Raw genomic sequence first — 23,967 nt, forward strand, 5'->3', positions numbered from 1 at the left:
GCTGTTGCGCGGGGTGTTCAGGCTGCCGGCCCCCGGATGGCGCGCAGCGGGTCGAGCAGCACATCGATGAAGCGGCGGCGATCCACCACGATATCGGCCGACAATGTCATGCCGGCCTGAAGCCGCCTTTCCTCGCCATAGGCACTGACCGACAGGCGTTCCGGCATCACGGTGACGCGGTAGACGGCTTCGGCGAAGACGATGGGGGTCAGCAGATCGCCGGGGCGATAGGTTGCGCGGCCGACCTGGGCTACCGTGCCATTCACCGATCCGAAGCGCTGGAAGGGAAAGGCATCGATGCGCAGGCGCACCGCCTGCCCCACCTCCACCAGCCCGGAAGCGCGCGACGGCAGCAGCAACTGCACCTCCATGCCCGCATCTTCCGGCACGATGGCAACCAGGGGCACCTCGGGGGCGGCGGCCTGTCCCGTCTCGGCCTGCAGCGCGGCCACCCGTCCGGCGACCGGGGCGACCAGCACATAGCCCTGGGCCAGTTCAAGCTCGGCCAGCGTACGGCGCAAATTGCGCCAGCCCGCCGATGGGGGCCAGGTACCCCGGCACCATCTACGTCCGGGCGTAGCTGCCGACGGTAAGCCAGGCCAGACCCGCCATGGCGGTAACCGCCAGCGCCACCGTCAGAACGACATGGCGCACCGGCTGGCTGATCACCACTTCGCCATAGAGACGCTGGCGACGATGATCAATGGCTTCCTGGCGGAAGATCGCCTTTTTTGTGATAATGTTAGAAATCCTTTATTTTTCATTTGCATCTTTGTTGATTTTTAAAAAGCCCAAAAATAGCGCGATTAAAAACATAAAACCAAGATTTGCAAGAATCATAGAAATTGCTCCAATTAAGAATCCTTCATTAGATGATCTAACCATATCATTTATGAATGGAGAGAATGCGGGACTGAGGAATATTGCTACACCTTTCGCCTTTCTATTTATTTTTATCACAACCTTCACCGATCTTGTTGTAATAATACTATTTTGCGGTGACCAGAACCTATAGGTTCTGGTCACCGCCCTCAATTGCCGGCGCCAACATTCGTTGGCTTGGCTGCGCCGCACGAGCGGTGCTGTGGCAGTCGCCGCCGGACCAACTTGCGATGAGTTCTACTAATCGAAAGTTGGTATAAGAGATAGGAGATTATATAAAAAATAAATAAATATCAACGACCCCGCCATCGGCAAGCGGCGCCTTTTCTGGGCGGAGGTGTCGAAACATTTCACGGGTGGATTGATCGCCGTCGTGCTGGACGGGGTGATGGCGATAGCGACCCTTGCCGTGATGCTGGTCTATGCACCGGTCCTGACGGCCATCGTCCTGGTCGGCCTTGTCCTCTATTTCGGCGTGCGCGCGCTTTCCTACCCCTATCAGCGGCGGCTGACGGATGAGGGCATACAATTGGCTGCCAAGGAGAATTCGATCTTCCTGGAGACGGTTCGCGGCGCCCGCGCCTTCAAGCTGTTCGGCCGGGAGGCCGAACGCCATTCCCTCTGGCAGAACGCCTGGGCCGACAGCATCAATAACAGCCTGCGCTCACAGAGATTTGGCCTGTTCGGCGGCACGGCCAACGGCCTGTTCAACCTGGCCGAAGCCCTGCTGGTCCTGTGGCTGGGCGCGCGCGCTTTATCGCCGGCCGTCGATCCTGTTCCTGGACGAGGGGACGGCCAACCTGGACGCACAGGCGGAACATGCCGTGATGGAGGTGGTGCGCCACCTGCCTGTCACCCGCATCGTGGTCGCCCACCGCCCCGCCGCCATCGCCGGGGCGACGCGCGTCTTTATCGTGGTGGACGGGGGCGTCAATGAAGCCATGCGGGACGAACCTCTCCCCCGCCAAGCCTCCGGACAGCAGGATTCCGTGCCTGTCGCATGAGAGATTGCGGGGAAGGGGGAAGCCTTTCACGGTCGGCGACCGGACCCGATCAGGTCGGGCGCGATGAGGTCAGCCGTCATGCCGGCCGCGCGGGATGGACAATGCGCCATGGGCCTTGCTACTGCTACAGGCCATGACAATCCATGGGAGGATGGTGGAGATGGCTGAACGCAGGAAACCCCTGGTCATCGTGACGCGCAAGCTGCCCGACGCCATCGAGACCCGGATGATGGAGCTGTTCAACACGCGCCTCAACCTGGACGACCATCCCATGGCGCGCGCGGAACTGGAGGAGGCGGTGAAGACCGCCGATGTGCTGGTTCCCACCGTCACCGACACGATCGACGAGGCGCTGCTGAACCAGGCGGGGCCGCAATTGAAGCTGATCGCCAATTTCGGCAATGGCGTCGACCATATCGACCTGCGCGTGGCGCGGGCCAGGGGCATCATCGTCACCAACACGCCGGGCGTGCTGACGGAGGATACGGCCGACATGACCATGGCCCTGATCCTGGCCACGGCGCGGCGCCTGTCGGAAGGGGAACGGCTGGTCCGGTCCGGCCAGTGGACGGGCTGGGCCCCGACCGTGATGCTGGGTGCGCGCATGGCGGGCAAGCGGCTGGGCATCATCGGCATGGGCCGCATCGGCCAGGCGCTGGCGCGGCGTGCCCGCGCCTTCGGCCTGTCCATCCATTACCACAACCGCAAGCCCGTGCATCCGGAGGTGGAAGCCGAACTGGATGCCGCCTATTGGGAAAGCCTGGACCAGATGCTGGCGCGCATGGATATCGTGGCCATCACCTGTCCGCGCACGCCCGCCACCTACCACCTGTTGAACGCCCGCCGCCTTGCCCTGCTGAAGCCGACGGCCATCCTGGTCAATATCAGCCGCGGCCAGGTGGTGGACGAGGCGACCCTGGCCCGCATGCTTCAGCGGCGGGAGATCGGCGGCGCCGGCCTGGATGTGTACGAGGACGAGCCCAATGTCGATCCCAAGCTGCTGAAACTGGACAATGTCGTGCTGCTGCCGCACATGGGCTCCGCCACGCTGGAAGGCCGCATCGACATGGGCGAGAAGGTCATCGTCAATATCAAGACCTTTGTGGATGGCCACCAGCCGCGCGACCGCGTGCTGGAAATGATGTTCTGACGCCGGTTCCCCGCCGGCGCCGGCCGGGTCTCCCCCGTCTTCGCGCAAGGCAGCCGCGCTTGCCGGCCGCCGCCTTTGCGTTTGCGTGACGGGCGGGCCTGGGCTAAGACCGGTTACCGGTGTGGGGGACCAGCCCCCGGCCCTTCGTGCATCTTGAGCGACATCGGTTCTGCCCCATGAGCGATAAGCCCACCAAGGCCCTGGCGGCCAAGGCGTTGCTGCCGACCGGATTGCGTGACCTGCTTCCGCCCGATGCGGAACATGAGGCGCAGGTCGTCGGCCGGCTGCTGAAGGAATTCCATCGCCACGGCTATGAACGGGTGAAACCGCCGCTGGTGGAGTTCGAGGAGGGGCTGCTGTCCGGTTCCGCCGCGACGCTGGCCAACCAGACCTTCCGCATCATGGATCCGGTGTCCCAGCGCATGATGGGCGTGCGGTCCGACATGACGCCGCAGGTGGCCCGCATCGCCACCACCCGGCTGCGCAAGGCGCCCCGCCCGCTGCGCCTGTCCTATGCCGGCCAGGTGCTGCGCGTGAAGGGCACGGGCCTGCGCCAGGAACGCCAGTTCGGCCAGGTCGGCGTCGAACTGATCGGTCCCGACCGGGCCGAGGCGGATGCCGAGATCATCCTGCTGGCGGCCAGTGCGCTGGGCAGCGTCGGGGCCAAGGGCATTTCGATCGACCTGACCGTGCCGACGCTGGTGCCGGCCGTGGCGCAGGCCCTCTCCCTGACGGAAGAGGATTACGCCCGCCTGCGCGCCGCACTCGACCACCGCGATGCCAAGGCCGTGGCCGACGCCATGGGACCCCACGCACCGCTGTTCCTGGCGATCCTGGAGGCCAGCGGCCCCGCCCCGGCGGCCGTGCAGCGGCTGGCCGCCATCGATCTGCCGGCCGTGGCGCGCAAGGCGCGCGCCGAACTGACCGATGTCGTCCGCCTGATCGAAAAGGCGGCGCCCGGCCTGTCCGTCACCATCGATCCCGTGGAAATGCGGGGTTTTGAGTATCAGACCGGCGTCAGCTTCACGATCTTCGCCCGCGGGGTGCGGGGCGAACTGGGGCGCGGCGGCCGTTACCGCACGGGCGGCGCCGATCCGGTGGGGGAGCCCGCGACGGGCTTCACCCTTTACACCGACACGGTGCTGCGCGCCCTGCCGGGTCCGCGTCCCGCCCGGCGCGTTCTGCTGCCGCCGGGCACCGATTATGCCGAGGCGCAGGCCTTGCGCGCCCAGGGCTGGTACACGGTGGCCGCCATGGATGCCACCGACGACCCCGTCGGCGAGGCGCGGCGCCTGGGCTGTTCGCATCTGCTGACCCCGGACGGGCCCGTGCCCGTCTGACATCCGGATTGAAACCTGTCGGGGTGGCGCCTTTGCGGGCCGCCCCCCTTAATTCTGCTAGAAGCGAGGAATATCATGGCCAATGTGGCGGTCGTCGGTTCCCAGTGGGGCGACGAGGGCAAGGGCAAGATCGTCGACTGGCTGTCCAGCCGCGCCGATGTCGTGGTGCGCTTCCAGGGTGGCCACAATGCCGGCCACACGCTGGTGATCAACGGCGTGGTCTACAAGCTGTCGCTGCTGCCGTCGGGCGTGGTGCGTCCGGGCAAGCTGTCGGTCATCGGCAATGGCGTCGTCGTCGATCCCTGGGCCCTGCTGAAGGAGATCGACAGCATCCGCGGCAAGGGGGTGGAGATCACGCCCGACACCCTGCTGGTGGCCGAGAACTGCGCCCTGATCCTGCCGCTGCACAGCGCCGTCGACAAGGCGCGCGAGGAAGCGCGCGGCGTCAACAAGATCGGCACGACGGGCCGTGGCATCGGCCCCGCCTATGAGGACAAGGTGGCCCGCCGCGCCATCCGCGTCTGCGACCTGGCGGACGAGGCCGTGCTGGAAAGCAAGGTGGAACAGTTGCTGTTCCACCACAACGCCCTGCTGCGCGGCCTGGGTGCGCCCGAACTGCACCAGGACGAGGTGCTGGCCCAGTTGCGCGAGATCGCGCCGCGCCTGCTGCCCTATGCCGCCGTCGTGTGGAAGCGCCTGGACGAGGCGCGCCGCCAGGGCAAGCGCATCCTGTTCGAGGGCGCGCAGGGGGCCATGCTGGACGTGGATCACGGCACCTATCCGTTCGTCACCTCCTCCAACACGGTGGCGGGCAATGCTGCCGCCGGGTCGGGCATGGGGCCGGGTTCGGTCGGCTATGTGCTGGGCATCACCAAGGCCTATACGACCCGCGTTGGCTCCGGCCCGTTCCCCACGGAACTGCATGACGCGACCGGCGACCGGATCGGCGAGCGCGGGCATGAGTTCGGTACCGTCACGGGCCGCAAGCGCCGCTGCGGCTGGTTCGACGCCGTCATGGTGCGCCAGGCCATCCGCACGGGTGGCATCACCGGCATCGCGCTGACCAAGCTGGATGTGCTGGACGGGTTCGATGAACTGAAGGTCTGCACGGGCTACAAGCTGAACGGCGAGGTGATCCAGCACCTGCCCGCCGGCCAGACGGCCCAGGCGCAGGTGGAACCGGTCTATGAGACGTTCGAGGGCTGGAGCGAAAGCACCCAGGGCGCGCGGTCCTGGGGCCAGCTTCCGGCCGCCGCCATCAAGTATGTGCGCCGTATCGAGGAACTGATCGAGGCGCCCGTGACATTGCTTTCCACCAGTCCGGAGCGTGACGACACGATCCTGATGAAGGACCCGTTCGAGGATTGATCACCGCTTTTCCTGCAACGCCGCCCCAAAAGGGCGGCGTTGTCGTTTCCGGCAGGGGCATCCTCGTGCCAGACTGGCTTGCGCCGTCGTCCCGTCCGGCGTGGAGGGAAATGCCCATGCAATGGAACCCGAGCCAGTATGAGCGTTTCCGTGCCCCGCGTGAGCGGCCGGGGCGGGACCTGCTGGCGGCACTGCCGCCCCTGCGGCCCGGGATGGTCACGGATCTGGGTTGCGGCACGGGTTATCTGACACGGCAACTCGCCGACCGGTTCCCCGACGCGGCCGTCACGGGGCTGGACAGCGATCCCGCCATGCTGGCCCGGGCGGCCGCCATCGCCTCGCGCGTGCGGTGGCGGCAGGGGGATATCGCGACGTGGGTGCCGGACGCGCCGCAGGACCTGATCTTCTCCAACGCCGCCCTGCAATGGCTGCCCGGCCATGATGTGCTGTTCCCCTGCCTGGCCGGATGTCTGACCGACGGTGGGGTGCTGGCCGTGCAGATGCCGGATAATTTCGACGCCCCCTCCCACCTTCTGTTGCGGGAAACGGCGGCCGATGGCCCCTGGGCGCCGGCCCTGCGCACGGCGATGGATCATCATCATGCGCTGCTGTCGCCCGCCGATTACTGGCGCTTGCTGCGGCCCCATTGCGGCAGTGTGGATATCTGGTCCAGCGACTATCTGCATGTGCTGGAAGGCGCCGATCCCGTGCTGGAATGGACCGCCGGCACGGCCCTGCTGCCGGTCATGGCCCGGCTGCCCGCCGATCAGGCCGCCGCCTTCCGCGAGGCCTATGCCAACCGTCTACGCCTGGCCTATCCGGCCGAAGGGGATGGCCGGACGCTCTTCCCCTTCCGGCGGCTTTTCATCGTCGCGCGGATTTAGGATAATGGCGCGGGGCTCACCTTCGATCCGGGTGCGGGAATGGCGTTGAATGTGCTGGAAGTGACCATCTTTGCCATGGTGCTGGCCAATGGCGACCCGCTGGTCTGCACGCGGCAGGACGGGACGGAGGAGATGGTCTTGTGTACCAATGGGCAGGTGGCCCATCTGGACCATGACCGCATCACCTTCAAGAACGATATCGGTGTGGTGAAATTCCCCGACGGCACATTGACCTTCACCAATGGCATCCGCTCCCATTGGGGCAGCGCCGGCTGGGTGCAGTTTTCCAACAAGATCTCCATCCGCCGCAATCCGGACGGGTCGTTCAAGACCAGCAAGGGCCTGGTCTGCCGTGCCCTGAACGATGACAAGGCCACCTGCCAGAAGGATTGATACCGGCACCCGGTGAGTTGGACCTGGCGGGTGCTGGTTCGGCGGCGATTGCCGCCGCGCGGCACATGCCGCGTCGCCAAGCTGCCGGGTGGCGGCGCCGGCAACGGGGTCGATGGTCCGTTGCGATTGCCGATATCTGATATGACGGGCCCTGTTGCTCGACGGCCGGGGCCGATGCCCCGGCATGTCCCGTCCATTTTCTGCTTGAGAACAAAACAAGAACATTATAGAAAAGGAACAGAGGATGGAGAAAGGGCGGCCGGCGTGCCGCCATCGGCCAAGGAGGCAGGCATATGCGACCGGCGATCCGGCATAGCGCCCTGGTGGGCAGCGTGGGCTGCGCCAATTTCAAGGGCCATGATTTCGACATGCATTGTGTGTGCTGCGGGGAGGAAAGCCGCTGGCGATCGGACCTGCTGGTCCGCCGCCATGGCCATGGCTGGCCCGTGGCCGAATTCAGCCGCCGTTTCGTCTGCCAGGGTTGTGGGGAGGTGGGGTCGTCGGTGCTGCGCATCGTGGACCGGCCGGCCGACCAGCAGGAAACCCGTTTCCGCCGCATGGCGCCGCGCCCCACACCCATGCCCGAGCTTCCCGCCGCCCCGATGCATTGGCGGATGCGCGTGGTGGGGGACGGGGCGGCCACCTCCTGAAGGGGCCGCCCCGGATGACACGGCAGGCGGCTTGGCAGGGCGCGCCCCCTCCCTTACAAAGGGACAGGTATTCCGCTGACCGGAGGCAAGATGTCCCATCGCCGTTTCGGCCTGCTCTGCCTGGCCCTGTTGTTTCTGGCCCTGCCGGCTGCGGCGCAGGAACGCATCGTCTTCGCCACGGACTGGCGGGCCCAGGCGGAACATGGCGGCTTCTATCAGGCCATGGCGGCCGGCCTTTACAAGGCGCGCGGGCTGGATGTCGTGCTGCGCCAGGGCGGTGTCGGCATGGACCCGCAGCAATTGCTGGCGGCCGGCGCCATCGATGCCGCCATGGGCTCCAGCGGTTTCTTCACGCTCAATCTGGTGGAGGCGGGGGCGCCCGTCGTGACGGTGGCCGCCCTCTTCCAGAAGGATCCCGTGATCCTGATGAGCCACGACCGGGATGACGTGAACAGCCTGGCCGACATGAAGGGCAAGCCCATCGCCATCGGCGATCCGACGGTGCATACCATCTGGCGCTACCTGAAGTCCCGCTACGGGTTCGAGGATGCGCAGATCCGCAAATACACCTTCAACATCGCCCCCTTCCTGGTCAACCGGCAGGCGATCCAACAGGGCTATGCCACGTCCGAGCCCCATACCGCCGAAAAGGCGGGCATCCGGCCCAAGGTGTTCCTGCTGGCCGATGACGGCTATCTGTCCTATGCCGCCACCATCATGGTCCGCCGGGACCTGATGGAGCGCAAACCCGATGCGGTCCGCGCCTTTGTGGAGGCGTCGGTTGAGGGCTGGAAGCAATATCTGCATGGCGACCCCGCTGCTGCCGACGCCCTGATCAAGCGCGACAATCCGGAAATGGATGACGAGACGCTGGCCTATGCACGGGCGCGCATGCGTGATTATGGGCTGGTGGAAAGCGGTGACGCGCTGACCCATGGCATCGGCACGATGTCGGCCGATCGCTGGGACCGTTTCGCGCGGCAGATGATCGATCTGGGCGTTTATCCGGCCGGGCTGGACTGGCGTCAGGGGGTGGATTTCCGTTTCATCACCCAGCCGGCACCCTGACGCGGGTGGAAACACTCCCCCAAGGGCAACGGCCCGAGCCTGCCGTAAGTGCAATGCTGATTTTGAACGGCGTTCTGTGCTGATGTCCGTCGAAGATCGTGGTTGGCTGACAAGTCACATATATATCTGAAGTTATTAAGGTTTCTGGCGTTCTTGCGCGTTCGCTGCCGTTCGTCCAAAATTTCAACAAATGCCGCTCACAACGGTCTGGCTGGGGGGCGACTCTCTGGGCCCACCAATTTTATCAAGGGGTTGGCGTCGCCACACTGGCGACGCCAACCTGTCCGGTACGGCGCCTCTTCCCGCCTCAGCGTCGTGACCGGCGGCGGAGCCAGAGTTGCAGGCCGTAGATCGTTGCGACGAGCAGTCCGATGCCTGTCAGCAGGCCCAGAGCGCGGCCGGGGGTGCCGCCGGCCTCGCCCGTGTGCAGGGGATACAGGGCGGAAACCAGGATGTCGGCCGGTGGGGCGTCGTGGATGGGGTAGGTGCCGCGGATGCCGGCATCGTTGGCGTCGATCACGACCAGGCTGCGGCCGTACCCGCCGCGATACAGTTCGCCGGGGGCGCGGACCCACATGTAATAGCTGGCATCGGTGGTGCTGGGCAGCGTGGTGCCCACGAAGCGGCTGCCGGGAATGGCCGATGTGCCGGCCCGGACCGCGGTGGCCAATCCCACGGGGCGGGTCCCCGCCGGCGGGTTGGGGGGCAGGGCCACATCCTCCACATCCAGCAGGTGGCGCATTTCATGCTCGAACAGCAGCAGGGTGCCGGTCACGGCCAGGAACAGGGCCGGCACCGCCACCCAAAGCCCCACCGCACGATGCAGCCCATAGAGGCGGGCCGTGCGTCCGCCGGCCCCGCGCGGCAGCAGCGCCTGCCGCCAGCCCCCGCGGCGCGGCCAGGCGACCACCAGGCCGAAGACCAGGTTGGTGACCAGCAGCATGCCCGAGCCGGCCAGTATCCAGTGCCCGACGCGACCCGCCAGCAGGTCGATATGGACGGCGCGCATCAGTTCCAGGAAGCTGTGCTCACCCGCCGCGCGGTCGCGCAGCACGGCACCGGCGCCATCGATCCGCGCCCGCCGTGCCGCGCCGGCTTCGTCGCGGTAGGCGACGACATAGCGGTCGGGCAGACCCGCCGTGGTCCAGATCCAGGTCACGCCGGCCCCCGGCCCCGCCGTTCCCAACTGATCCAGGCGATGCCCGATCGCATCCAGGTCGGTCGGTCGGGTTTGCGTGGAGACCAGCGCATCGTCGAGTTCGAAATGGAAGCTGAGAAGGGTACCCGTGACGGCCTGCACCAGCCAGAACAGTGCCGCCCCCAGCCCCAGCCAGCGATGCAGCCGGATGAGCAGGCCGCGCCGGCCCGTCGATTTGGTCATGATCTTTTCCCCCGGGGCCTGCTTCCCCTGCCGTTACGAACGTCCCGTGTCCGCCCGGTCCCTGGAACCTCCAGTTTGTGCCAAATGGAGGGAGCCAAACCTCAACCCGCGGCCTGGCCCAGCCCCGCGATGGCGATCCGGGCTTCCTCATCATCCAGGGAGGCGAAGCCGACGCGCAGGCCGCGCGGCGCATCGGCGGACGCCATGAAGGAGCGCGACGGGGCGAAGCGCAGGCCGGCGGCGGCGGCCCGCTCCTCCATCCTGTCCATGTCCCCCGGGAATCGCAGCCAGAAGGCCAGCCCGCCGTCGGGAATGCGGAAATCGACGCGGTCGCCCAGCACCCTGCGCAGTTCCCGGGCGAAGCCTTCCCGCCGGCCGGCATAGACCTGCCGCGCCTTGCGGGCATGGCGTCGCAGTTCCCCGTCGGCGATCAGGGTGGCGACGGCATTCTCCGTCACCCCGTTTCCCATGCCGTCACTGAGCGAGATCATGTGGGCCAGTGCGTCGATCATGGGCGCCGGTGCCGCGACATAGCCGATGCGCAGCGCCGGCAGCAGCAGCTTGGACAGCGAACCGACATGGATGACCTGTTCCGGCGCATAGGCTGCGATGGGCAACAGGGGTTGCGACTGGAAATGGAATTCGTGGTCATAATCATCCTCGATCAGGGCAAAACCGTACTGGCGCGCCATTTCCACCAGCCGCAGGCGCCGGTCCGGCCGCAGCGCGACGGTGGTCGGGAACTGGTGGTGCGGTGTTACGAAAACGGCGCGCACGGGATGACGGCGGCACGCCTCCTCCACGGCATCCACATCCATTCCCCCCTCGTCCAGGCCGACGGGCACGATGCGCGCACCCAGGGCCTGGAACGCCGCCATGGCGGGTTCGTAGGTCAAGGCCTCCATGATCACGGCGTCGCCGGGCCGCAGCAGCGCCATGGCCGCCAGGAAGATGCCGTTCTGGCTGCCGCGCGTGATGCAGATATTCTCCCTGCCCACGGGCAGGCCACGCTGGGCCTTCAGCATGCCGGCGATGGCATCGCGCAGTTCCGGCGTGCCGCGCGGATCGCGATACTGCAGGCCGTTGCTGCGGGAAACCCGGTGCGTGGCGGTGCGATAGGCGCGGGCCAGCAGTTCCGGCGGGAACAGCCGTCCATCGGGCGCGCCCTCATCCAGCTTCAATCCCCGCCCGGCAGGCAGGGCCAATGGCCGGTCGGGCGGCCGGTTGAACCGATAGCCCGGGGCCGCCGGCCTGATGGCACCACCCGCACCACCCGCACCACCCCGCCGGCCGGCGCCCTGTTCCGGCAGGGTGGCGGACACCATGGTGCCGCGCGTGGCCGTGGTGGACAGCCACCCCTGCGCAATCAGATCCTCATAGGCCAGGACGACGGTCTTGCGGTTGACGCCCAGCATCCGGGCCAGTTCCCGGCTGCTGGGCAGGTAGGTGCCGGAGGTCAGGCGGCCGCTTTCCACATCATGGATCACGGCCTGGATGATCTGCATGTAGAGCGGGGCCGGGCGCGAGGCATCGATCCGTTCGCTGAGGCCGACCTGCCAGGTGCGTACCATTGGACCCCTCGAATTCATGATCTTGGCGGTTTCTTATGGTCCAGTGCCGGCACAGCATCAAGGGATGGCGACGGGTAAACCACAGGGTCTGATCGGGTAAACGGCACGATGGGCAGCGTTTTTGAAACCTATGGGGCGGACGATGTCCGCCGGTTGATCGAGCAATATCCCCTGGCCTGGGTGTCCAGCCCGGACGGGGAGGAGGCAAGCCTGCTGCCGCTGGTGGGTGTTTATGATGCCGGGGGGGGTCTGATCGAACTGATCGGCCATTTCGCCCGGTCCAACCCGCTGGCCGCGGTCTTTGCCACCGATCCACGGGCCGTCATCCTGTTCAAGGGGCCGGACGATTATATCTCCCCCTCGCAGGCGGGGCGGCGTGACTGGGGGCCGACCTGGAACTATGTGCAACTGCGCGTCTGGGCCGATATCACGGTCGATCCCGCCCTGACGCCCGCCGCCCTGGACATGCTGATCGATCAGGTGGAGCGTGACCGGCCGCAGCCCTGGCGTGCCGCTGAACTGGGGCCGCGCTATGACCTGCTGATCCCGCATATCGTGGGGTTCCGGGCGCGCGTCACGCGGCAGAAGGCAAAATTCAAGCTGGGCCAGGATGAGCGCCCGGACACGTTGCGCAACATCCTTTCCACCCTGCCCGATGGTGGCCTGCCCGATGGTGGCCTGGCGGATTGGATGCGCCGTTTCAATCCGGACCGGCTGGGGGATGGGAACGATGAGTGACACCATCCTGATGATCGGCTGCGGCCGCATGGGCGGGGCCATCGCGCAGGCCTTGGCACCGGCCTGCCGGGTGCTGGCCTTCGACCCCCATGCCGACCACCTGCCGGCTGGGGTGGAAAGGCTGGAAAGCCTGTCGGGCGCCGGCGCATGCGCGGTCGTGGTCCTGGCCGTGAAGCCTCAGGGTTTCGATGCGATCGCCCCGGCGCTGGCTTCGCTGGCCGGGCCGGGCAGCGTGATCCTGTCCATCATGGCCGGCATCACGCTGGAACGGCTGTCGGCGGCGGCGGGGACGGGGGCCGCCCTGGTGCGCGCCATGCCCAACACGCCGGCCGCCATCGGCTGCGGCATCACGGCCGCCGTGGCATCCCCCGCCGTGACAGCGCGGCAGCGTGCCGCCGTCACGCGGACGCTGGAAGCCACGGGACAGGTGCTGTGGCTGGAGGATGAGGGGGACCTGGATGCCGTCACGGCCCTGTCCGGCAGTGGTCCTGCCTATTTCTACCGCTTTGCCGAGGCGCTGATCCAGGCGGGCATGGAGCGGGGGCTTGACGCGGAGACCGCCACGCGGCTGGCGCGGCAGACCTTCATCGGGGCCGCCCGGCTGGCCGAGGTGGACGGCGTGCCGCTGGTTGAGCTGCGCCGGCAGGTCACCAGCCCCGGCGGGACAACGGCCGCCGGGCTGGCCGTGATGGAGGCCGACGGGGCCATCGACGCCCTGGCGGGACAGGTGGTGCGCGCGGCGGCCCGGCGGTCGCGGGAATTGTCCCAGCCGCGGTGAGCAGACGGGAAACGGGAAGCAGGCGATGTTCGATCTGTTGAAGGGGCTGCGCGTCATCGACCTGAGCACGGTCGTGCTCGGCCCCTATGCCACGCAACTGGTCGCCGACATGGGGGCCGATGTCATCAAGGTGGAGACCAGGGCCGGCGACGTGTTCCGTGCCGCGCGGCCGGGGCGCCCCGGCGGTGATGGCGCGGGGTTCCTGAACCTGAACCGCAACAAGCGGTCCATCGCGCTGGACCTGACGCGGGCCGATGACAAGCGCATCCTGGACAGGCTGGTCGCCACGGCGGATGTCTTCGTCCACAATATGCGGGAGAATGGCGCCCGCAAGCTGGGCCTGGACCATGCCGCCATCCGCGCGCTGAAGCCGGATATCGTCTATTGCTCGGCCCGCGGCTTCGGCCGGGGGCTTTATGGTGACGAGCCGGCCTATGATGATTGCATCCAGGCCGCCTCCGGACTGGCCTGGCTGAATGCCGATGCACAGGGGGAGCCGCGCTTCGTGCGCACCGTGATGTGCGACAAGGTGGCGGGGCTGCACCTGGCCTTCGCCATCGCTGCCGGCGTGGCGTCGCGCGCGCGGACGGGCCAGGGCTGCCACATCGAAACGCCGATGTACGAGGCCATGGCCTCCTTCCTGATGATCGAACAGCTTTCCGGGCAGAGCTTCGTGCCGCCGCTGCCCGACCGGGGCTATGCCCGGCTGAACGCGCCGGGACGGCGTCCCTATCGCACGCGCGACGGCCATGTCGCCATCATGCCCTACACGGCGGCGCAGTGGCAGCGCTTCCTGCGGCTGATCGGGCAGGCGGACCTGGCGGCCTCGTCTGCCATCACCAATGACGAGGAGCGGTCGCGGCAGATCGACCGGCTTTATGAAGTGATCGCCCAGGCTGCACCGTCGCGAACGGCGGCGGAATGGCTGGATCTGCTGCGCGCGGCGGATATTCCCTGCGCGCCCGTCAACCGGCTGGAGGATTTGCCGGCGGAACCGCATCTGGCCGGCACGGGCCATTTCCGCACCATGACCCATCCGGTCGAAGGCGGGCTGATGTATGCCGCACCGCCCTTTGCCAGCGATACCGCACAGGTGCTGCCCGACCGACCGCCGCCCGTGCTGGACGGTGACCGGGCGGAGATAATGGCCGAACTGGGCCTGACGGACGCTGACGCGCCCCTGGCCCGGCCATCGGATGCCGGCGCCGCTTGAAGCCGGTGACCGGACGCGGCCGCTATCGTTCCACCGACAGATAGCGTGACAGGTGCAGGTTGCGGACATTGTCATGCCAGCCCCGCACCCGGTCGGACACCATGTGCGTGGTGACATGCACATAGACCGGGATGACGACATGGTCGGCCAGCAACTGTGCCTCGGCCCGTTCCATCAGGGAACGGCGGGCGCGGGGGTCGATCTCCGATGCGGCGGCCTTGACCAGCCGGTCAAAGTCGGGACTGGCGTAGCCGGCATGGTTCTGGCCCTTCACGTCGGACAGGAACAGGGACAGGAAGCTGTAGGCGTCGTTGTAATCCCCGATCCAGCCGCCGCGCACCACGTCACGGAACCGCCCCTCCGCCCGGTTCTGAAGCAGCACCTTCCATTCCTGGTTCACCAGCCGGGCGCGCACGCCCAGCTTCTGCCGCCACATGCTGTCGATGGCGATGGCGATCTTCCGGTGGTTCTCCGACGTGTTGTACAGAAGCTCCACCTCCAGCGGGCGGCCACCAGGGCCGTACCCGGCCTCCGCCAGCAGGGCGCGGGCGCGGTCGTCGCGTTCGGCCTGGGTCAGGCTGGCCCAGTCGGGCAGGGGGGCCTTGTAATTGTCCGTTCCGGGCGGCGTCACGGTATAGGCCGCGATCTCGCCCGCCTGGGTGATCTTGTCCACGATCAATTGCCGGTCGATGGCCATGGACAGGGCGGCGCGCAACTGGGGGGAGGATTTCCACGGCTCGTTGCGCAGGTTATAGACGAACCAGTAGGTGGAGAAGAACGGGGCCAGCCGCATCTGTCCGGGCATGTTCTGCCGTGTCCAGGCGATCTGCCCGTCCGGTATGTCATAGGTGATGTCCAGTTCGCCGGCCCGGAACCGTTTCAGTTCGGCATCCCGGTTTTCGGTCGGGTAGAAATAGACGGCGTCGAGTGCCACGTCACCGGCCGCGTGGAAATGCGGGTTGCGCACCAGCTTCACATGGCCCTGGGGCACGGCTTCGGCCAGCATGAAGGCGCCGTTGGAGACGAGATTGCCCGGCCTGATGAAATCATCGCCGAACCGCTTCACGTTGGCCTGTGACACGGCATAGGTGGCGTGATGCTGCAGCGACGCGATGAAATAGGAGGTCGGCGCCTCCAGCGTCACGCGCAGGGTCAGGTCGTCGACCGCTTCCGCGCCCAGGGCGGTGGCGGGCATCCGGCCCTTGGAGATGGCTTCCGCATTCTTCACGGGCCACAGGAAGAAGGCATAGCGTGATCGCGTGTCCGGCGACACCAGCCGGCGCCAGGAGAAAACGAAATCCCCCGCCGTCACGGGCGTGCCGTCGGACCATTTGCCGTCGGGCCGCAGCGTGAACGTGCAGGTCAGCCGGTCGGGGCTGATGGTCCAGGCCAGGGCCGCGCCGGGGATGACCTGGCCCTGCGCATCGGCCGTCACCAGCCCCTCGAACAGGTCCATCTCGATCCAGCTTTCGGCCTCACCCGTCGATTTGTGCGGGTCCAGCGTTTCCGGCTCCGACCCGTTGCCCCGGTGAAGTGCCGTTTCCGCGGGGGTCGCCGCGACGCCAAGCCAGGACAGGGCCAGCAGAACGGACAGGAATTTGACCAGCAGGTGCCGCACGCGCCCAACCTTTCAGATTCATGTGATCCTGCCCCCAAGGATAATGGCCAGTCCGTGCCGGGCAATGAAAAACCCCCGGCCCAGGGGACCGGGGGTTGGCCAGGGGACTGGGGTTGGCCAGGGGACTGGGGTTGGAATGCGCCCGATGACCCATCCCGGCCAGGGTGGGGAACTAATACCAACTTGCGATGAGTAGAACTCATCGCAAGTTGGTCCGCCGGCGATTGAGGGCAGTGATCAGAACCAATAGGTTCTGATCACTGCAAAATAGTATAAGGGCGGTTGTTACTTCAGGTCCAGGAAGCGGGACGGATGCAGGTCCATCAGGTTGTCGGTCCAGCCCACGACCTTGGGGCTGACCATATGCCGGGAGCTGTAGAAATGGATGGGGAACACGGCCACTTCCTCCAGCATCAGCCGTTCGGCCTGCTGGAGAAGGTCGGCGCGCCGGGCCACATCCGTCGTTGTGTTCGCCTCGGACATCAGCAGGTCATATTGCGGGTCGGCGAAGGCCGACGGGTTCTGTTTGCCGATGTCGCCGCGAACCAGTTCCAGGAAATTGTTGGCGTCATTGTAATCGCCGATCCAGCCGTGACGGGTCACGTCCTTGAACTGCTTTTCGTCGCGGGTGCTCAGGAACACCTTCCATTCCTGGTTGTTCAGCGTCACACGCACGCCCAGCTTCTGCTGCCACATGGAGGCGACGGCGATGGCCACCTTGCGATGGTTTTCCTGGGTGTTGTACAGGATTTCGATGGCCAGCGGCTTGCCGCCGGGGCCATAGCCGGCCGCGGCGATCAGCTCCTTGGCCTTGGCATCGCGCTGTGCCTGCGTCCAGTTGGCATAGTCGGGGATTTGCTGGGTATAGTTCGTGGTGTTCGGCGGCACGAAACTGTAGGCCGGAATTTCACCGCGCTGGTTGATCCTTTCCACGATGATGTCACGGTCGATCGCCAGGTTCAGGGCCAGCCGCAGGTCCTTGTCCGACTTCCACGGTTCCCGGGTCAGGTTCGGGGCGTAGAAGTAGGTGCCGAAATAGGGCGCCATGCGCAGTTCGCTGGGCAGGTTCTGCCGCAGCCACTGCATCTGTGTCACCGGCAGTTCATAGGTCACGTGCAGCTCGCCGGCGCGATAGCGCTTCAGCTCGGCTTCCTGGTTTTCCGTGGGATAGAAGATGACCGTATCGATCGGGGTGGTGGCCGCGGCGTAATGGTGGGGGTTCTTCACCAGCCGGATATGGCTTTGCGGCACAGCCTGGTCCAGCATGTAGGCGCCGTTGGTGACCAGGTTTCCCGCCTTGATGAAATCGTTCCCGAACTTCTCCACATTCGCCCTGGAAATGGCGTAGGTGGCATGGTGGTGCAGCATGGACAGGAAATAGGGCGTGGGCGTTTCCAGCGTCACCTCGAACGTGTGGTCGTCCACGGCGCGCACGGCCAGCGCTTCCGGCGGCTTGCGCCCGAAGGTGACGTCCTGCGCGCCTTTCACGGGCCACAGGAAATAGGCGTAGTCGGCGGCCGTCTTGGGGTCCACGACGCGGCGCCATGAGAAAACCCAGTCATGCGCCGTCACGGGCGTGCCGTCCGACCATTTGGCATCGCGGCGCAGATGGAAGGTATAGACGCGGGCATCGGCGCTGACGTCCCAGCGCTCCGCGGCACCGGGAATGAAATTGCCCTTGCCGTCGGGGACCAGCAGGCCGTCGAACAGATCATACTGGATCCAGCTTTCAGGCACGCCGCTGGATTTGGCGGGGTCCAGCGTTTCCGGCTCGGCGCCGTTGCCGCGATGCAGGACCTTCTGTGCCTGCGCCGGGGCGGCCGCCACGCCCAGCCCGGCGACCACAAGCGCCGCGGCGGCGGTCAGGCCGCGAACGGATTTCCAGAATGATGACATGCCCGATTTTCTCCTGTTTTCGTTCTCGTGTATGGGTTGCTCTTCCACCCTGGTCCGGGCCTGTTTCCGGCCCGTTGCCGGGTTCCGGCCCCTTCTTGACTGGGGGCCGCGCCTTTTGTCCGTTATTTGCCCGTTACTTCCAGATAGCGCGTGGGCTGTACGCCCATCGGGCTTTCCAGCCAGCCCTTCACCCGCGGGCTGACCAGGTTGCGATAGGCCTGGTGGAAAATCGGGATCATGGGCGCATCGGCCAGCATGATGGCTTCCGCCTCGGCCAGAAGGGCCATGCGCCGGGCGGGGTCGGTGGACAGGTTGGCTTCCGCCAGCTTGGCATCATATTCCGCGCTGGCATAGCCGGCCCGGTTCATCTTGCCCACGTCCGACAGGAACAGCTTCAGGAAGGTGTAAGGGTCGGCGAAGTCGGCGATCCAGCCCAGCATGACCGTATTGGCATAGGATTTCTCGCCGGCATTCTGCAGCAGCACCTTCCATTCCTGGTTGTTCAGCGTGACGCGGGCTCCCAGCTTCTGCTGCCACATCGAGGCGACCGCCACGGCGATCTTGCGCGTGCTCTCACTGGTGTTGTGAAGGATCTCCACCACCAGCGGCTTGCCACCGGGGCCATACCCGGCCTCGGCCAGCAGCCGCCTGGCCTCCGCGTCGCGGGCGGCCTGCGTGGTGTCCGACATGTTGGCGACCGGCAGCGTATAGCCCTTCACGCCCGGGGCGGTCAGCGTGAAGGCCGGGATGTCACCCGACTTCGTGATGCGCTCCACGATGATGTCCCGGTCCACGGCCAGTGACAGGGCGCGGCGCAGCGCGGGGTTGGAGGCCAGCGGCTCCTTGGTCATGTTGACGGCGGCATATTGCGTGCCCAGCACCGGATAGAAGCGCATCGCGTCGGGCATGTTCTGGCGCAGCCAGTCGATCTGCGTCACGGGCGCCATCTGCACGATGTCCAGTTCACCGGCGCGGAACCGGCGCAGCTCGGTTTCCGGGCTGTCGGTGTGATGGAAGATCACCGTGTCGATCTTGACGGAGGCCGCCTCGCGGAAATGCGGGTTCTTGACGGCCTTGACATAGGCCTGCGGCCGGTACTCCACCAACTGGTACGCCCCGTTGGAGACCAGATTGCCCGGCCGCAGGAAATTGCTGCCGAACTTCTCCGCATTGGCCTTGGAGATGGGGTAGGTCATGCGGTGGACCAGCGAGCCCAGGAAATAGCCGGTGGGCCGTTCCAGCGTCACCTTCAGGGTGCGGGCGTCCACCGCCTCGACCCCCAGCGTGCCGGGCTCCTTCTGCCCGTTGCTGATGGCCTCGCCATTCTTCACGGGCCACAGGAAATAGGCGTAGTCGGATGCGGTCCGGGGGTCGACCAGACGCCGCCAGGAAAAGACGAAATCGTCCGCCGTCACGGGCGTGCCGTCGGACCATCTGCCATCGGCACGCAGTGTGAAGGTATAGGTCAGCCCGTCGTCGCTGATCGCCCATTTCTCCGCAGCACCCGGCACGACCTCGCCATCGGGGCCGAAGGTCAGCAATCCTTCGTAAAGGTCATAGCCGATGCGGGCCGACTGGACATCGGTGCCCTTGTGCGGGTCGAGCGAGGTTGGCTCCGCCTGATTGCCGCGGTTCAGGACCATCTCCGCGGCCGCCGGGGCGACGGTGGCGGTGAAGGCCAGTGAAAAGGTGGCGAAAGCCGCCAGGGCGGCCGGCGCGAAACGACGCGCAAAACGCATTGTCACCAACTCCAGATGTATCGGTTCATTACCCCCACCGCTTATGTGCGGCCTGCGGCGCCCGGAGTCCAGGGTTTGCGGCAGCAAAAAAGCCCTTGGGGCCGATTATCCGGTTGGAAAAGCGCCATGGCGGCCAAGCCCTTGCACCCGCGCAACGAAGCGGGTGGTGGCTGCGGACCGGTCATGGAACCGATCCGCAGCCACCCGGCATCCGGCGCCCCGCATCCGGGGCCCTATGTCATACCAGGTTGCGATAAGCAGAACTCATCGCAACCTGGTACGGCGGCGACCACCACAGCACCGCTCGTGCGGTGTCGCCCGAGCCAACGAATGTTGGCGCCGGCGATTGAGGGCTGTGATCAGAACCAATTGGTTCTGATCACAGCAAAATAGTGTCAGCCCGCCAGTTCCAGGTCCAGGATATAGACATATTGCTGGCCGGAATGCAGGTCCCGTTCCTCCACGCCGCCCTGCGATCCGCGCCGTGGATAGGATATCTTCAGCACGTTCAGGTTCGGCACCGGATAGTGCGACACGCTGGCCGGGTCGATCCGGTAAACTCCGGCGATGGACGTCGCGCTCAAGGCGGGGTCGTTGCTGTATTTCTCGAAGCTCTCCTTGGAATCGAACATCAGGTCGATCGTCACCCAGAAGGGCCCGGCGACCTTGGAGCGGATGTAATGGCAGACGTCCTTGAGTTTGGTAGCCATGGGGTTGCCCTCAGTTCGGCGCGTTGATGTCGGTGATGATCGTCATGCGGACCAGTTCCAGCGGATCATCGACGCTGACCACATGGTTCAGCACGAACTCGTACACGGGGCCGCGGTCGATCTCTCCGGGCGTGAAGGCCCAGCCATAGCTGGGCAGCGGATCGTTCAGGCGAACCGGCATGTGGAAGAAATAGGGGTTGCAGGCCTTGGCGATCTCATGCGCCAGCTCCTGCGTGGCGGCGGTGAAGACCCCCATCAGGCCGATCTCCTTGGGCGGCGGGCCGCCGGGCTTGAAGCCGGTGAGGCCGTTATACCCGTACATGCGCAGCGAGATGTCGAACGCGCCCGGGTCGAGATTGAGCGCGGCCTGGACACGGTCGGTCAGCCGCAGAAGCATGTGGTCATGGAAGACTTCCGGCTCGGCCAGCACCTTGGGGTCGGCGATCCCGACCAGCAGGATGGTCTGGTACTTGTCGCCGGTCGCGCCCTCGATCTTCATCGTATAGGGCTTGGGCCGCCAGACGGAGCCGGTCACACGGACCTTGGTGGCGGAAATCTGGTGGTACGCGCAGCCCGTCACGTCCAGCTCGCCGCCGGGTTCGGTCAGGATCCAGGGGCTCTTGTTCTCATACAGCAGGTGGGCGGAAATGCTCTCGACGGATGTCGTCAGGCGCGGGGAGGCCGGTTCGGCATCGAACCCGTCCTTGTGGATCTCGATCAGCAGGCCGCGCTGGCCACTGTTGGCCGAGGTCACCTGGCCGCCGCATTCGGCGATCTTGCCCGCATGCCAGGACGGGCCGGCCGGCGCGCCCTTCCACAGGGCGAAGGCGGCGATCACGGCGGGGTCGGACGTGCGGCCGCCGATGATGATGTCGGCACCGGCGTCCAGTGCCGCATGATAGGGCTCCGGCCCCATCAGCGCCACGATGTGCAGGCACTTGTCCAGCGTCGCCTCGTCCAGATCTCCCAGCGGCGGCAGGTTGCCGACCTTTCCCTGTGCCAGTTTCTGCTTGATCACGGCCGCCGGCTGTTCGGAATAAAGCAGTGCGATCGTCGGCGTCAGCCCCTTCTCCCGCGCGATTTCCAGGGCGATGTCACGTGTCCAGTCAACGTTCAGGTCGCCGCCGGCCTGGGCGGCCGTGCCGATCAGCAGCGGGATGCCGGCCTTCTGCTGCGCTTCCATCAGCATGCCAAGGTCGCGCTTGACCGAGCCCCGGTCGTTCTTGCTGATCCCCTTGGCCAGATAGGCCGCCCCGGCATCCGTCGACCCGGCGTCCAGCGCCATCGCATGCGGACCCCAGGCCATGGCGTATTCCACCTCTTCGGCGAATGCGCCGGTGCCCAGTGAGCCCTGCGGCACATAGATTTTCACGGACTCGAAGTTTCGACCCATCGTGGCCTTCCTCTCTCCAGGGCCAATTGGAAGCAGACCCCCAATTGAGTTGACAATGTCAACCATCCATAGGCTTGCATGTTGAGTTGATATTGTCAACTCAATTGGGGTTGCCACCCGGGGCGCTGACCGCCGGCACAGCCGGATTGCGCCTGCGGTTTGGCACTGCTAACCTTGCGTCATGAAGACCGAATCCCTTGATCGCGACAGTGAAGAACACCCGCTGCCGACCGCGGTGGAATATGCGGAGGCGGTTGCCGAGCAGATTCACTTGATCCGGCGGCTTTATCAGGCGCGCCTCGCCCGTGCTTATTCCAACGCGGCGCCGGACATGGTCTATATGGCGGGCCGGATACTGGACTATATTGGACGGCACCCGGGTTGTGTGCAGTCGGAGATCGCTGCTTATTTCAGGCGGGACAAGGGCCAGGTTGCGAAGATCATCGCAAACCTGCGCAATCAGAACCTGATCGAGATGCAGGCCGGCTCCAACCGGCGGCGCCAGCAACTGGTGTTGACGGCCAGGGGACAGGAGATCAGGTTGCGCAGCCAGCAGGAACGCCACCATGTGGCGCAGCTGGGGGTCGTCCATCTGGACATGGCGGAGCGGCAATTGCTGGTCGACCTGCTGGACCGCATGCGGCGGGGCCTGGAGTCGGAACCGCTATAGCATCCCGCCTGCCCGCTTCGGGGCGAGCGCGGGCGGAGGTCCTGCCGGCAGTGGCTGATGCCGTTTCCCGGTGATCCCCATAGATCACCGGGCTTATACTATTTTGCGGTGACCAGAACCTATTGGTTCTGGTCACCGCCCTCAATTGCCGGCGCCAACATTCGTTGGCGCGGGCGACGCCGCACGAGCGGCGCGGCGGCAGTCGCCGCCGGACCAACTTGCGTTGAGTTCTACTCATCGCAAGTTGGTATTATATGTCGGTTCTCAATCGCCAGCGGCCCCTTCCGTGGGCTCGGCGACGCGCCAAGCGGCACGCCGGGGCCGTCGCCACCCCACCCCCGGTGAGTACTACTCACCGGGACCTGTATAATCCAGGTTCTGGCCGGTTTCCTTCTGATGGGCGTGCCAATGGGCGTGCCAATGGGCGTGCCAATGGGCGTGAAGGCCCCGGATGTCGCCACTGGTCAGGATCGGCATCGCCTTGCTCAACTGGGCGTCGGTCCAGTCCCACCATCTCATTTCCTGGAGCATGTCGATGTCCGCCTCGGCGAAGCGTTTCCGGATCACCTTCGCGGGGTTTCCGCCAACGATCGCGTATGGTTCCACGTCCCGGCTGATCACGGCCCGGGTCCCGATCACCGCACCATTGCCGATCGTGACACCCGGCATGATGACCGCTTCGGTCCCGATCCACACATCATGGCCGACCACTGTGTCGCCCGCGGGTTGGAACCCGTTCGCCGCACCGGCAAAGGCCGGGTCTTCGGGCATCCAGAAGAAGGGAAAGGTGCTGATCCAGTCGTGACGGTGCCCCTGGTTGCCCGCCATGATGAACGCCGCACCCGATCCGATCGAACAAAAGCTGCCGATGATCAGTTTGTCCGCCCCATCGTCGGGCAGCAGATATCGCGCGCAATCGTCGAAGCTGTGGCCATGGTAATAGCCGGAATAATAGCTGTACCGGCCAACAATGATGTTCGGGTGCCTGACCTGCCGGTCAAGGGTGATGCCCCTGAAGGGGCTTTTAAAGAAATTGTGCATGGATATACCACTGAAATGATTGCCATATTGGCAGTCATGTCACATGCGGGCGCGCACATGACCGGTGCTGGCGGGCCGATGGATCGGGCCAGCATGGCGGCTTCCTGCGTGCAGACGCGGAAGCGGGTTCAGGTGGTACTGTCCGCCTCTTTCATGGACCCATCATGGGGACATCGCCACTGAAATGCAAGGGAAGGCCACTGGCCGGTGTTGGGCCAGGACAACCCTGCAAGGACCGGCAGTCCAAAGCCAGACAGGTCCAAAACGCGACTTGTCGGTTATTTCCCGGTGTAGGGGAGCCCTGGGATCATCGCCGGCCGCATCACGCTGTCGCGCGACTTAGCGAGAAAATGGCGGAGGGGATGAGATTCGAACTCACGATACGCTTTTGACGTATACCCGCTTTCCAGGCGAGCGCCTTCAACCACTCGGCCACCCCTCCGCACTGGATGGCGGCGGAACATAATGAGGTCGGATCGA

At 65.8% G+C, this 23,967-nt stretch carries 20 protein-coding genes, 1 tRNA gene and 1 pseudogene; 12 read left to right on the forward strand and 10 right to left on the reverse strand.

Annotation, left to right across the window (positions count from 1 at the left end; genetic code table 11):
- Nucleotides 1-17: 17 nt before the first annotated feature.
- On the reverse strand, nt 18-521 hold the full coding sequence (locus ACM9LZ_RS11080; protein WP_416619497.1) for an HlyD family efflux transporter periplasmic adaptor subunit: 504 nt from the start codon (nt 519-521) through the stop codon (nt 18-20).
- Nucleotides 522-1,219: 698 nt separating this feature from the next.
- Between ACM9LZ_RS11080 and ACM9LZ_RS11085 the strand changes: the two genes are divergently transcribed.
- The 8 genes from ACM9LZ_RS11085 to ACM9LZ_RS11120 all read left to right on the forward strand — a co-directional run bounded on the left by ACM9LZ_RS11085 (nt 1,220) and on the right by ACM9LZ_RS11120 (nt 8,739).
- Nucleotides 1,220-1,819 carry an ABC transporter transmembrane domain-containing protein gene (locus ACM9LZ_RS11085; RefSeq protein ID WP_416619499.1) on the forward strand — a complete coding sequence of 200 codons (600 nt, stop codon included), beginning with the start codon at nt 1,220-1,222 and terminating at the stop codon, nt 1,817-1,819.
- Nucleotides 1,820-2,046: 227 nt separating this feature from the next.
- Nucleotides 2,047-3,036, forward strand: a complete 990-nt coding sequence (locus ACM9LZ_RS11090) for a 2-hydroxyacid dehydrogenase (protein ID WP_416619501.1) — start codon at nt 2,047-2,049, stop codon at nt 3,034-3,036.
- 176 nt (nt 3,037-3,212) lie between these two features.
- The gene (locus ACM9LZ_RS11095; RefSeq protein ID WP_416619503.1) at nt 3,213-4,376 is read left to right on the forward strand and encodes an ATP phosphoribosyltransferase regulatory subunit; all 1,164 of its coding nucleotides are present in this window, start codon (nt 3,213-3,215) and stop codon (nt 4,374-4,376) included.
- Between the two features lie 75 nt (nt 4,377-4,451).
- Complete coding sequence (locus tag ACM9LZ_RS11100; protein WP_416619505.1) at nt 4,452-5,744, forward strand: adenylosuccinate synthase; 1,293 nt, start codon at nt 4,452-4,454, stop codon at nt 5,742-5,744.
- A gap of 116 nt (nt 5,745-5,860) precedes the next feature.
- Entirely contained in the window at nt 5,861-6,628 is a 768-nt protein-coding gene (locus tag ACM9LZ_RS11105) for a methyltransferase domain-containing protein (RefSeq protein WP_416619507.1), read from the forward strand.
- A gap of 39 nt (nt 6,629-6,667) precedes the next feature.
- Nucleotides 6,668-7,021 (forward strand): hypothetical protein, encoded by a 354-nt coding sequence (locus ACM9LZ_RS11110; protein WP_416619509.1) that lies wholly within the window; start codon nt 6,668-6,670, stop codon nt 7,019-7,021.
- Between the two features lie 293 nt (nt 7,022-7,314).
- Nucleotides 7,315-7,671: a hypothetical protein gene (locus tag ACM9LZ_RS11115; RefSeq protein WP_416619511.1), complete on the forward strand. Its 357-nt coding sequence runs from the start codon at nt 7,315-7,317 to the stop codon at nt 7,669-7,671.
- Between the two features lie 90 nt (nt 7,672-7,761).
- Entirely contained in the window at nt 7,762-8,739 is a 978-nt protein-coding gene (locus ACM9LZ_RS11120; RefSeq protein ID WP_416619513.1) for an ABC transporter substrate-binding protein, read from the forward strand.
- A gap of 307 nt (nt 8,740-9,046) precedes the next feature.
- On the opposite strand, the gene ACM9LZ_RS11125 is transcribed toward ACM9LZ_RS11120, so the two are convergent.
- Complete coding sequence (locus tag ACM9LZ_RS11125) at nt 9,047-10,120, reverse strand: PepSY-associated TM helix domain-containing protein (RefSeq protein ID WP_416619515.1); 1,074 nt, start codon at nt 10,118-10,120, stop codon at nt 9,047-9,049.
- A 101-nt stretch (nt 10,121-10,221) separates the two neighbouring features.
- Complete coding sequence (gene pdxR / locus ACM9LZ_RS11130; protein ID WP_416619517.1) at nt 10,222-11,691, reverse strand: MocR-like pyridoxine biosynthesis transcription factor PdxR; 1,470 nt, start codon at nt 11,689-11,691, stop codon at nt 10,222-10,224.
- Nucleotides 11,692-11,799: 108 nt separating this feature from the next.
- On the opposite strand from pdxR, the gene ACM9LZ_RS11135 reads away from it, so the two are divergent.
- From ACM9LZ_RS11135 to ACM9LZ_RS11145, 3 genes are read left to right on the forward strand one after another with little or no spacing between them, the layout of a single operon-like run.
- Nucleotides 11,800-12,429, forward strand: coding sequence for an FMN-binding negative transcriptional regulator (locus ACM9LZ_RS11135; RefSeq protein ID WP_416619519.1), 630 nt, complete (start codon nt 11,800-11,802; stop codon nt 12,427-12,429).
- Nucleotides 12,422-13,207 (forward strand): pyrroline-5-carboxylate reductase, encoded by a 786-nt coding sequence (gene proC, locus ACM9LZ_RS11140; RefSeq protein ID WP_416619521.1) that lies wholly within the window; start codon nt 12,422-12,424, stop codon nt 13,205-13,207. The genes ACM9LZ_RS11135 and proC overlap by 8 nt, the downstream gene beginning before the upstream one ends.
- A 25-nt stretch (nt 13,208-13,232) precedes the next feature.
- Nucleotides 13,233-14,420: a CaiB/BaiF CoA transferase family protein gene (locus ACM9LZ_RS11145; protein ID WP_416619523.1), complete on the forward strand. Its 1,188-nt coding sequence runs from the start codon at nt 13,233-13,235 to the stop codon at nt 14,418-14,420.
- A gap of 22 nt (nt 14,421-14,442) precedes the next feature.
- Here ACM9LZ_RS11145 and ACM9LZ_RS11150 read toward each other — a convergent pair whose 3' ends face one another.
- The 5 genes from ACM9LZ_RS11150 to ACM9LZ_RS11170 all read right to left on the reverse strand — a co-directional run bounded on the left by ACM9LZ_RS11150 (nt 14,443) and on the right by ACM9LZ_RS11170 (nt 21,776).
- Nucleotides 14,443-16,038, reverse strand: coding sequence for a peptide ABC transporter substrate-binding protein (locus tag ACM9LZ_RS11150; protein ID WP_416619525.1), 1,596 nt, complete (start codon nt 16,036-16,038; stop codon nt 14,443-14,445).
- 285 nt (nt 16,039-16,323) lie between these two features.
- Complete coding sequence (locus tag ACM9LZ_RS11155; protein ID WP_416619527.1) at nt 16,324-17,934, reverse strand: peptide ABC transporter substrate-binding protein; 1,611 nt, start codon at nt 17,932-17,934, stop codon at nt 16,324-16,326.
- A 122-nt stretch (nt 17,935-18,056) separates the two neighbouring features.
- Entirely contained in the window at nt 18,057-19,673 is a 1,617-nt protein-coding gene (locus ACM9LZ_RS11160; RefSeq protein ID WP_416619530.1) for a peptide ABC transporter substrate-binding protein, read from the reverse strand.
- A 395-nt stretch (nt 19,674-20,068) separates the two neighbouring features.
- Nucleotides 20,069-20,383, reverse strand: a complete 315-nt coding sequence (locus ACM9LZ_RS11165; protein ID WP_416619532.1) for a DUF4387 domain-containing protein — start codon at nt 20,381-20,383, stop codon at nt 20,069-20,071.
- A gap of 10 nt (nt 20,384-20,393) precedes the next feature.
- Nucleotides 20,394-21,776 (reverse strand): acyclic terpene utilization AtuA family protein, encoded by a 1,383-nt coding sequence (locus ACM9LZ_RS11170; protein ID WP_416619534.1) that lies wholly within the window; start codon nt 21,774-21,776, stop codon nt 20,394-20,396.
- A gap of 181 nt (nt 21,777-21,957) precedes the next feature.
- Between ACM9LZ_RS11170 and ACM9LZ_RS11175 the strand changes: the two genes are divergently transcribed.
- Nucleotides 21,958-22,446: a MarR family winged helix-turn-helix transcriptional regulator gene (locus ACM9LZ_RS11175; RefSeq protein ID WP_416619535.1), complete on the forward strand. Its 489-nt coding sequence runs from the start codon at nt 21,958-21,960 to the stop codon at nt 22,444-22,446.
- A 429-nt stretch (nt 22,447-22,875) separates the two neighbouring features.
- Here ACM9LZ_RS11175 and catB read toward each other — a convergent pair.
- Nucleotides 22,876-23,487 (reverse strand): annotated as a pseudogene (gene catB, locus ACM9LZ_RS11180) (type B chloramphenicol O-acetyltransferase); the annotation flags it as partial.
- A gap of 351 nt (nt 23,488-23,838) precedes the next feature.
- Nucleotides 23,839-23,929, reverse strand: a tRNA-Ser gene (locus ACM9LZ_RS11185).
- Nucleotides 23,930-23,967 lie beyond the last annotated feature (38 nt).

This window comes from Niveispirillum fermenti, from assembly GCF_048066175.1.
In the GTDB taxonomy this organism is placed as follows: Bacteria; Pseudomonadota; Alphaproteobacteria; order Azospirillales; family Azospirillaceae; genus Niveispirillum; species Niveispirillum fermenti.

Excerpts from the sequence above, each read along its gene's own strand:
- ACM9LZ_RS11090 (WP_416619501.1), top strand. The coding sequence starts at position 2,047 with ATGGCTGAACGCAGGAAACCCCTGGTCATCGTGACGCGCAAGCTGCCC.
- ACM9LZ_RS11095 (WP_416619503.1), top strand. The coding sequence starts at position 3,213 with ATGAGCGATAAGCCCACCAAGGCCCTGGCGGCCAAGGCGTTGCTGCCG.
- ACM9LZ_RS11100 (WP_416619505.1), top strand. The coding sequence starts at position 4,452 with ATGGCCAATGTGGCGGTCGTCGGTTCCCAGTGGGGCGACGAGGGCAAG.
- ACM9LZ_RS11105 (WP_416619507.1), top strand. The coding sequence starts at position 5,861 with ATGCAATGGAACCCGAGCCAGTATGAGCGTTTCCGTGCCCCGCGTGAG.
- ACM9LZ_RS11110 (WP_416619509.1), top strand. The coding sequence starts at position 6,668 with ATGGCGTTGAATGTGCTGGAAGTGACCATCTTTGCCATGGTGCTGGCC.
- ACM9LZ_RS11115 (WP_416619511.1), top strand. The coding sequence starts at position 7,315 with ATGCGACCGGCGATCCGGCATAGCGCCCTGGTGGGCAGCGTGGGCTGC.
- ACM9LZ_RS11120 (WP_416619513.1), top strand. The coding sequence starts at position 7,762 with ATGTCCCATCGCCGTTTCGGCCTGCTCTGCCTGGCCCTGTTGTTTCTG.
- ACM9LZ_RS11125 (WP_416619515.1), bottom strand. The coding sequence starts at position 10,120 with ATGACCAAATCGACGGGCCGGCGCGGCCTGCTCATCCGGCTGCATCGC.
- pdxR (WP_416619517.1), bottom strand. The coding sequence starts at position 11,691 with ATGGTACGCACCTGGCAGGTCGGCCTCAGCGAACGGATCGATGCCTCG.
- ACM9LZ_RS11135 (WP_416619519.1), top strand. The coding sequence starts at position 11,800 with ATGGGCAGCGTTTTTGAAACCTATGGGGCGGACGATGTCCGCCGGTTG.
- proC (WP_416619521.1), top strand. The coding sequence starts at position 12,422 with ATGAGTGACACCATCCTGATGATCGGCTGCGGCCGCATGGGCGGGGCC.
- ACM9LZ_RS11145 (WP_416619523.1), top strand. The coding sequence starts at position 13,233 with ATGTTCGATCTGTTGAAGGGGCTGCGCGTCATCGACCTGAGCACGGTC.
- ACM9LZ_RS11155 (WP_416619527.1), bottom strand. The coding sequence starts at position 17,934 with ATGTCATCATTCTGGAAATCCGTTCGCGGCCTGACCGCCGCCGCGGCG.
- ACM9LZ_RS11160 (WP_416619530.1), bottom strand. The coding sequence starts at position 19,673 with ATGCGTTTTGCGCGTCGTTTCGCGCCGGCCGCCCTGGCGGCTTTCGCC.
- ACM9LZ_RS11165 (WP_416619532.1), bottom strand. The coding sequence starts at position 20,383 with ATGGCTACCAAACTCAAGGACGTCTGCCATTACATCCGCTCCAAGGTC.
- ACM9LZ_RS11170 (WP_416619534.1), bottom strand. The coding sequence starts at position 21,776 with ATGGGTCGAAACTTCGAGTCCGTGAAAATCTATGTGCCGCAGGGCTCA.
- ACM9LZ_RS11175 (WP_416619535.1), top strand. The coding sequence starts at position 21,958 with ATGAAGACCGAATCCCTTGATCGCGACAGTGAAGAACACCCGCTGCCG.